Origin of the sequence: Pseudomonas sp. EL_65y_Pfl2_R96, assembly GCF_963970905.1 — a bacterium.
Classification (GTDB): Bacteria; Pseudomonadota; Gammaproteobacteria; order Pseudomonadales; family Pseudomonadaceae; genus Aquipseudomonas.
Window position 1 is genome coordinate 120,248 of the sequence record NZ_CAXAQH010000017.1, and the last position, 8,069, is coordinate 128,316.

The 8,069-nt window shown below is 57.1% G+C and carries 10 protein-coding genes; 9 read left to right on the forward strand and 1 reads right to left on the reverse strand.

From position 1 onward, the window contains the following. Window positions 1-71: 71 nt before the first annotated feature. On the reverse strand, window positions 72-725 hold the full coding sequence (locus tag AACY49_RS18195) for an HD domain-containing protein (protein WP_339525499.1): 654 nt from the start codon (window positions 723-725) through the stop codon (window positions 72-74). Window positions 726-957: 232 nt separating this feature from the next. Between AACY49_RS18195 and AACY49_RS18200 the strand changes: the two genes are divergently transcribed. From AACY49_RS18200 to dgoD, 9 genes are all read left to right on the forward strand, one after another. After that, window positions 958-1,440, forward strand: a complete 483-nt coding sequence (locus AACY49_RS18200) for a GNAT family N-acetyltransferase (RefSeq protein ID WP_258699644.1) — start codon at window positions 958-960, stop codon at window positions 1,438-1,440. A 154-nt stretch (window positions 1,441-1,594) separates the two neighbouring features. Beyond that, window positions 1,595-2,257, forward strand: coding sequence for a hypothetical protein (locus AACY49_RS18205; protein ID WP_339525501.1), 663 nt, complete (start codon window positions 1,595-1,597; stop codon window positions 2,255-2,257). Then, entirely contained in the window at window positions 2,254-2,748 is a 495-nt protein-coding gene (locus tag AACY49_RS18210) for a PAAR domain-containing protein (RefSeq protein ID WP_339525503.1), read from the forward strand. The genes AACY49_RS18205 and AACY49_RS18210 overlap by 4 nt, the downstream gene beginning before the upstream one ends. A gap of 5 nt (window positions 2,749-2,753) precedes the next feature. Further along, on the forward strand, window positions 2,754-3,482 hold the full coding sequence (locus AACY49_RS18215; RefSeq protein WP_339525504.1) for an alpha/beta hydrolase: 729 nt from the start codon (window positions 2,754-2,756) through the stop codon (window positions 3,480-3,482). 1 nt (window position 3,483) lies between these two features. Next, entirely contained in the window at window positions 3,484-4,011 is a 528-nt protein-coding gene (locus AACY49_RS18220; protein WP_339525505.1) for a hypothetical protein, read from the forward strand. Then, window positions 4,008-4,958 (forward strand): hypothetical protein, encoded by a 951-nt coding sequence (locus tag AACY49_RS18225; RefSeq protein ID WP_339525507.1) that lies wholly within the window; start codon window positions 4,008-4,010, stop codon window positions 4,956-4,958. Before AACY49_RS18220 ends, AACY49_RS18225 begins: the two co-directional genes overlap by 4 nt. 65 nt (window positions 4,959-5,023) lie before the next feature. Beyond that, on the forward strand, window positions 5,024-6,016 hold the full coding sequence (locus AACY49_RS18230) for a 2-dehydro-3-deoxygalactonokinase (protein ID WP_339525509.1): 993 nt from the start codon (window positions 5,024-5,026) through the stop codon (window positions 6,014-6,016). A gap of 19 nt (window positions 6,017-6,035) precedes the next feature. Next, window positions 6,036-6,656 (forward strand): 2-dehydro-3-deoxy-6-phosphogalactonate aldolase, encoded by a 621-nt coding sequence (locus tag AACY49_RS18235; protein ID WP_320393722.1) that lies wholly within the window; start codon window positions 6,036-6,038, stop codon window positions 6,654-6,656. A 46-nt stretch (window positions 6,657-6,702) separates the two neighbouring features. Beyond that, entirely contained in the window at window positions 6,703-7,851 is a 1,149-nt protein-coding gene (dgoD, locus tag AACY49_RS18240; RefSeq protein ID WP_339525511.1) for a galactonate dehydratase, read from the forward strand. Window positions 7,852-8,069 lie beyond the last annotated feature (218 nt).

Sequence of the window (8,069 nt, forward strand, 5' to 3'; positions counted from 1 at the left end):
TTACCCGATATTGGTCCATCCCCGACCTGGATTGGTGCCTGAGGAACGACGAGCGGTGCCGTTCTGGCTGATCAGTCGACGCCTATTTCTTCTTTGAACAGCTCCATGAACCCCTTCAGACGTTGATGGCGAATCTGCGCCAGACGCTGGCCGGCGGTTGTCTGGAACCCGTCCGCCAGGTGCAGCAGCTTGGTCTGGAAATGATCCAGGCAAAAGCGTTTGTCGTCGTAGTCCCGTTCTTTTGCCTCTGGGTCCAAAGGGTCGTACAACGCACTGCCCATGCGCCCGGCGATGTAGAAGGTACGCGCCACACCGAGCATGCCAAGGGAGTCGAGGCGGTCGGCGTCCTGGATGATTTTCGCTTCGAGGGTGATGGGCGTGATGTTGGCGCTAAAGCTATGGGCTTCGATGGCATGGACGACCGCTGTGATTTTTGCGCCAGGCCAATCCATTGCAATCAGCACTGTCGACGCTTTCTGCGCCGCCAGCCGTGAAGCCTGGGAGCGCCGCGGCGAGTTCTTTTCCACCGCCACGCAATCGTGCAACAGCACGGCTGCCAGCAGCACCTCAAGATCTCCGCCTTCCTCGGCATGAAGCGTGCGCACGTTGTGCCACACCCGCTGCAAGTGCGACAGGTCATGGGCGCCGTCCTCGCCGGGTTCCAGCGCATGAGGCAGCAGTTCAGAAGCCAGATGGTGCAGAGGCGCGAAAGCAGTGGTGGTCATAAAAGTCCCTTAGTGTAGAAACGCTTTTGTGGCGAGGGAGCTTGCTCCCGCTGGGCTGCGCAGCAGCCCCGACTCCAGACGCCACGGTATTTCAGTTACAACAGCGTCGCCAGTTTTTACGACTGCTTTGCAGCCGAACGGGAGCAAGCTCCCTCGCCACATTGCTTTCAAATGTGACGAGCGCCGCGTGCGGACTTAGTATGGCGTTTTCAACTTTTGACAAGGCACGTCCATGACGATCGACATCCGCCCGGCGACCCCCAGCGATGCTCCGCAAATCCTCGCGTTCATCACTGAACTGGCCGACTTCGAACGTGCCCGTCACGAAGTCATCGCCAGCGTCGCCGACATCGAGCGCAGCCTGTTCAGCGAAGGCGCCACCGCCCATGGCCTGATCTGCCTGCGCGATGGCTTGCCGATCGGCTTTGCAGTGTTCTTCTTCAGCTATTCCACCTGGCTGGGCAGCAATTGCCTGTACCTCGAAGACCTCTATATCACCCCGGAGCAACGAGGCGGCGGGGCCGGTAAAACTTTACTGCGCCACCTGGCAAAAATCGCCTGCGCCAATGACTGCGGCCGTTTCGAATGGAGTGTGCTGGACTGGAACAAACCGGCGATCGAATTCTACAAATCCCTCGGCGCACAGCCACAGGAAGAGTGGGTGCGGTATCGGATGGATGGGGTGGTGTTGCGCGAGTTTGCCGAGGGACGTTGATCGCTGCTGGCAATCTGATACGAATCTGTTGTTCGCACCGCTCTAGTCCGGCATTCTGTGCGCCCTTTGCGCGCTCACGGACGACACCTGCAATGCCTTTGGCACTCTTTCTCCACGCCCGTGGAGCCTTCGCTGCGTCAATGAGTGGCCGGCGATGAGCGGACTTCGGGCGACTATGCGTTTGTATGGCCTGGTGAAAAACCTCGGCTCCACGGACGATCTCCATCGCCAATCGGTGGATATCCTTTGCACCCTCGACCGCGCGGGCGGTAAGGCGATCCGGGCGTTCGTTTCGCGTCTGGACGCCGAGTTGATGACGCGCGGTCGCGGTCTTGAGGAGTATCGCGTCGTACCGCTTCGCACGTTCGATCCGAATCCTTTTATCCAGGAGCATCAGGGCTGGCTGAAGCTGCATGTCTGCTGTGGCTTCGTTGTCCCGGCGGATCAATCGCTATTGAACGACGGCATGCTGTCGCCCATGGGTTGGTACGTCTATTCCGACATCGGCCAATGGACCGCAAAGCATTACATCGATTTCGGCCCGCAGATGGCCAGCCTGCTGCAAACGTCCTATGACCGGATCGGTCTGCGCGACTACAACGCCGTGCTCAACGACCTCGACAGCGCCTCGGATGCAGATCTGAAATGGCAAGTCGCCGAAGCCTGGCAAACCCTTCACACCGCTTCATCCCCCGACAGCCATGAGGATTGTCATGCGCTGTTCGACCCGGTCGATAACCGCTGGTGCTTAGTCGCGACCGACATCGATATCTATCAGCCTCACCCTGAACCTCAGAAGCAAGGAGCTTTGACTTGAGTGGAAAACCTGCTGCGCGCATCACCGACCCGACGGCGTGCCCGTTGCCAGGCCATGGCACCAACCCGATTGTGTCCGGCTCCCCGGACGTGTTCTTCGATGGCCTCGGCGCTGCGCGCATGACGGACAAATCCGCCTGTGGCAGCCCGATCACCGGCGCGGTGTCCGGCACTGTGTTCATTAACGGCCTCAACGCCGCAATGCTCGACAGTACGGGCGGCCATGGCAACGTGGTGATTGGTGGCTCTGGCACGGTAATTATTGGCCAGAGTGGCGGAGGGGCGGCGTTTAGTGGGTTGTTGCCGATGCCGGTGCATTTCAATGATCGGATGCAGGTTGTTAATGAAGCGACAGGGGAGCCCATTCCTAATCATCCTTACGCCATTCAACGCGGCGACGGACGTGTGGAGCATGGCATCACGAATGAGGCGGGGTTTACTCATATGGTGAGCTCGCATGTTCCTGAAACCATTAAATTGTTCGTGGAGTAACAGGGATGGAAGTTGAAAATTCTGCGTTGAAAGATTGCAAGACGTTGGTGGTGACTCACGATTTGACATGTAAAACGGACCAGGCCACAAAACAGGCGCAGGTAAAAGTTAAAAAGGTGGTGGTGTTCTTCATTGGAGGCGCAGGGGATAAAGAGCAGTATTACCAAGATGTGCCGCCGCATGGGAACGTAACGTTCGCACAGCGCCAGTTATTGGCCCGCTTTACCGAGAAGCAACAAAGTCAAGTTGTGTCGGTGTATTTAAGTTATAAAGATATTCGTGGTGATAAAGATATTCAGAAATATGTTCTGCGGCACTTTGGAGGTGATAAGTCAGTTTACATTAGTGTTGTTGGTCATAGCTTGGGAGGTTGGAATGGCGCCCACCTATCAACGTTGCTGAAGGATAATGGTTACACCGTAAAAACTTTGGTGACGCTTGATCCCGTCGGTGGAGGGGCAGGCGTATGGATGATTTCCGATATTTACTTTACGACGCCAAAACCCAGTGCGGAATATTGGGTCAATATACTGGCTTCGCCAAAAACTCCAGACAGCTCCGATGACGTGGCTGACACAGGTGAACGTTGGATCATGACCTCAGGCCCGAACATTAATGTGCCGGTCGATACTAATCACTGCTTCGCCGGTGTTATGTTTCGGGCGAAAATCCAGGGTGAACAATCGGCGTGTGATCTTGTTTACGAACGTATGGCCAAGTATCTGGAGTCATAAAATGAAAACACTGCTTACAGTTCTTGCTGCCGTGTTGTGTATATCTTGCACAAAACACCCGGTTTTACCTTCCACTGACATACGTTTTGTTTCCATTAGTGATGTAGGTGGCAGTGCTCTATTCGAGGTTCGTTTCAGTTCGAAAACGGATCTGTTGAGTTTTTTCAAGGACAATACGGGAGAAGGACAGCTGGGCGAAGCGTTGATCTGCTCGCTGGATAAAACACCGGATTTTGTAAAGTGGCAAGATGTCGTGCGCTCTGTTCAAGGTGAAATAACCGAAGTTGATAATGCTGGTACCGTTGGCCATGTCTATTCAGCTAGTATGTTTGCCATGCAGGCAACAGATGGTGGTGTCTCGAGTAGTTTCGTGTCGGTAGAAGAACTGTTGGTTATACTGAAAGAGCGGGACTCTATATTTTGCAAGGTGTTTACGTCGGCTTATTCCTATGGGCCCTACTACTCGAACGTCATGAGCATTCCTGTATCGGATTTTATACTCGTCGTTAAACAGAAGCGCGGGTTATGAACTCGCCTGCTTTGAAGCTGCTGTTGGTTGTCGGTTTTTTATTGTGTGCATCGTGTCTGCGGCTTAATGTTCCGCCTGCAAGAATCGAGTTTGTGTCGATCGATCACGAGATATATTCGAGCTATAACCTGCGCTTCACATCGGATAGAGACCTCATTCACCTGTATGAGGTACATGGCCGACGCGGACAAATTGGCACCCGCATCCATTGTTCGTTGGATGGTGATCTAGATTTTTCTGTGGAACACAAAATTTTACTTGAGGCCTATGGTGGTGTTGATGATATGCGCTTGATTGAGGGTGATCGACGCTATGAGTTAAGCGCCAACATCCGCTTTCAGAACAACGCACTCAATGACGGTATCAACTGGATCAGACCTGTGGAACTGATCCAGATTCTGAAACCTCAAGAGTACGTACCCTGCAAAGTCGTCATTACCGCATTTCCTTTCAAGGCCTACTACTCGAAAGTGATGTACATCCCGACATCCCGGATTATTGCTCAAGTGCAAAATCCGCGAATTGCACCTGGGCGTGTGCCGCTCAAACCCGCAGATCATCCACTTTCGTGGCTGCAGCTTGAGCCGGTTTGTATCGTCCGGTGGCGTTATGAAGCGGCACCGGCCTATGACCAGATCGGCAGCATTGGATTATGCAGTGATGTGCCCTATGCAGGGATGTTGGCTTCATTCGCACCTCACAACATGAAGCTGCGTCTGGTGAAACAACGAGATCAAATGCCCAAGCCTTTAACGGCCTACACCATTGTGCGAGGTGATGGGCGGAGGGAGTCCGGTATTTCGGCTGAGAATGGCGATACCCACCGAGTAGGCTCACTGGAATCAGAGGCGTTGGGGATTTATGTCGAAGAGGGAGTTGGGGCGGTGGAGCGATGGACGCCTCAGATAGATGAATCTCAATATGTGGGACGCAAAATTACATATTGAGACTTTCCCTCTGGGAGGCCTATAGTCCAGCTCACTCACTGCCAAAAAACAAAACAGGTGAAGCGATGCTGGCGCAATTGATCGCGCTCGATTGGGGGACAACCTCATTACGTGCTTACAAACTCGGTTTCGGTGGCCAGGTGCTGGAACAGCGTGCGCTCTCGTCCGGGATCATGCAGCTGCCCAAGACGCCGCGAATCATCGCTGGCCAGGAATGTGCCGACGGTTTTGAATTGGCCTTCGATGAGGCGTGCGGTGACTGGCTCGACGCACAGCCTGATTTGCCGGTGATTGCTTGCGGCATGGTCGGCAGTGCTCAGGGCTGGCGCGAAGCGGCCTACTGCGGCACGCCGGCGAACGTCGCCAATCTCGGAACTTCCCTACAAACCGTTCGCAGCCTTCGCGGTGTCGATGTGCACATCGTGCCGGGCGTGATTCAGCGTTCGCGCTTGCCGAACGTGATGCGTGGCGAGGAAACCCAGGTCCTCGGTGTGTTGCAGAATCTGCCGAGCGGGGCGGGCAACGATCTGTTGATCGGCTTGCCGGGCAGCCATTCGAAATGGGTGGAAGTGGCCGATGGCTGCATCGTGCATTTCGATACTTTCATGACCGGCGAAGTCTTCGCCGTGCTCAGCGAACACAGCATTCTCGGGCGCACTCAGCAGCGCGGTGCATCTTTTGATGGCGAAGCGTTTGACCGTGGCGTGCAAGTGGCGCTGTCGGCGGACGGCGAGATCGGGCCGCTGTCGACGCTGTTCAGTGCCCGCAGTCTGGGGCTGACCGGCGAACTGAGTTGCGCCGCGCAACCGGACTATCTGTCCGGCCTGTTGATCGGTCATGAACTGTCGGCCCTGGCCAATGTTCAGCGGCACCGGCACAACAGCGTGCACCTGCCTTCGATCATCCTCATCGGCAACGCCCAACTCTGCACCCGCTACAGCCGGGCACTCGACGCCTGTGGTTTTGCCCGGGTGGCCCTGGCCGAACAGGCCACCGAGCGCGGGTTGTGGCAGTTGGCGGTCGCCGCCGGACTGATCACTGCAAACCCATCCCGTTAAACCTGACTGGAGGTCTGACATGTTCAAGCAAGCACTGGCACAAAACGGTCTGATCGCGATCCTGCGTGGCCTGCGCCCGCAAGAGGCGGCAGCCGTCGGCGAAGTCCTGTACTCGGCCGGATTTCGCGTCATCGAAGTGCCGCTTAATTCCCCCGAACCGTACGAGAGCATCCGCATCCTGCGCCGTACGTTACCCGCCGATTGCCTGATCGGTGCGGGCACGGTGTTGACGCCGGAACAGGTCGAGCAAGTGAAAGTGGCGGGCGGCCAAGTGATCGTCATGCCTCACAGCGATGCCAAGGTGTTGCGCGCGGCGAAGGCCGCCGGGCTGTTCCTGTCGCCGGGCGTGGCGACGCCGACCGAAGCCTTTGCGGCGCTCGCCGAAGGGGCGGATGTGCTGAAGATGTTCCCGGCCGAACAGATGGGCCCAGCCGTTGTGAAAGCCTGGTTGGCGGTATTGCCGGCGGGGACGGTGCTGGTGCCGGTGGGCGGGATTACGCCGGACAACATGCAGGTGTTTGTCGAGGCCGGCGTCAAAGGTTTCGGCCTCGGTTCCGGGTTGTTCAAACCGGGTATGACGGCTGACGAAGTAGCGGTGCGCGCCAAGGCGTATGTCGCTGCATGGAACGCTCTGCGTTAAGACTTTTTGGCGCCGAGCGCGCTACATCTATAAGAGAGATAAAAAGATGAAAATCACCAAACTCACTACCTTCATCGTTCCGCCGCGCTGGTGCTTCCTCAAGGTCGAAACCGACGAGGGCGTGACCGGTTGGGGTGAGCCCGTGGTCGAAGGCCGCGCGCACACCGTCGCCGCTGCGGTTGAGGAATTGTCCGACTACCTGATCGGCAAAGACCCACGCAACATCGAAGACATCTGGACCGTGCTCTACCGTGGCGGTTTCTACCGGGGCGGGGCGATCCACATGAGTGCCCTGGCCGGTATCGACCAGGCGTTGTGGGACATCAAAGGCAAGGCCTTGGGTGTGTCGGTCAGCGACTTGCTGGGCGGCCAGGTGCGGGACAAGATCCGCGTCTACTCGTGGATCGGGGGTGATCGCCCGGCGGACGCCGCTCGCGCTGCGAAAGAAGCGGTCAGCCGTGGTTTCACGGCGGTGAAAATGAACGGCACCGAAGAACTGCAATTCCTCGATTCCTTCGAGAAGGTCGACCTGGCGCTGGCCAACGTTGCCGCCGTGCGCGATGCGGTCGGCCCGAATGTCGGCATCGGCGTGGACTTCCATGGTCGGGTGCACAAGCCCATGGCCAAGGTGCTGATGAAGGAACTCGACCCGTACAAACTGATGTTCATCGAAGAGCCGGTGCTCAGTGAAAACTACGAAGCGCTGAAAGAACTGGCGCCGCTGACCAGCACGCCGATTGCCCTCGGCGAGCGGTTGTTCTCGCGCTGGGACTTCAAGCGTGTGCTCAGCGAAGGCTACGTCGACATCATCCAGCCCGATGCCTCCCACGCTGGCGGCATCACCGAAACCCGCAAGATCGCCAACATGGCCGAAGCCTACGACGTGGCCCTGGCGCTGCATTGCCCGTTGGGCCCGATTGCCCTGGCGGCGTGCCTGCAACTGGACGCGGTTTGCTACAACGCGTTCATCCAGGAACAGAGCCTGGGCATCCATTACAACGAGAGCAACGACCTGCTCGATTATGTGAAAGATCCGCGGGTGTTCGACTACGACAAAGGCTTCGTGAAGATACCCAATGGCCCGGGCCTGGGCATCGAGATCAACGAGGAATACGTGATCGAACGCGCGGCGGTCGGCCACCGCTGGCGCAACCCGATCTGGCGCCATGCCGATGGCAGCTTTGCCGAGTGGTGAGCTCCTCCTGACTCAACACAAATCCCTGTGGGAGCGGGCTTGCCCGCGATGGCGGCAGCCTATTCGGCATTGATGTGACTGACAGGACGCTATCGCGGGCAAGCCCGCTTGTATGGTAGGACTTGAAGGGAGGAGGAGGGACAAAGCCCGATTCTGACTGTTGACGCAGTACAGATCCGTGGGAGATTTCGCCCCTCCTCCTTTCACCCAAGCGCCGA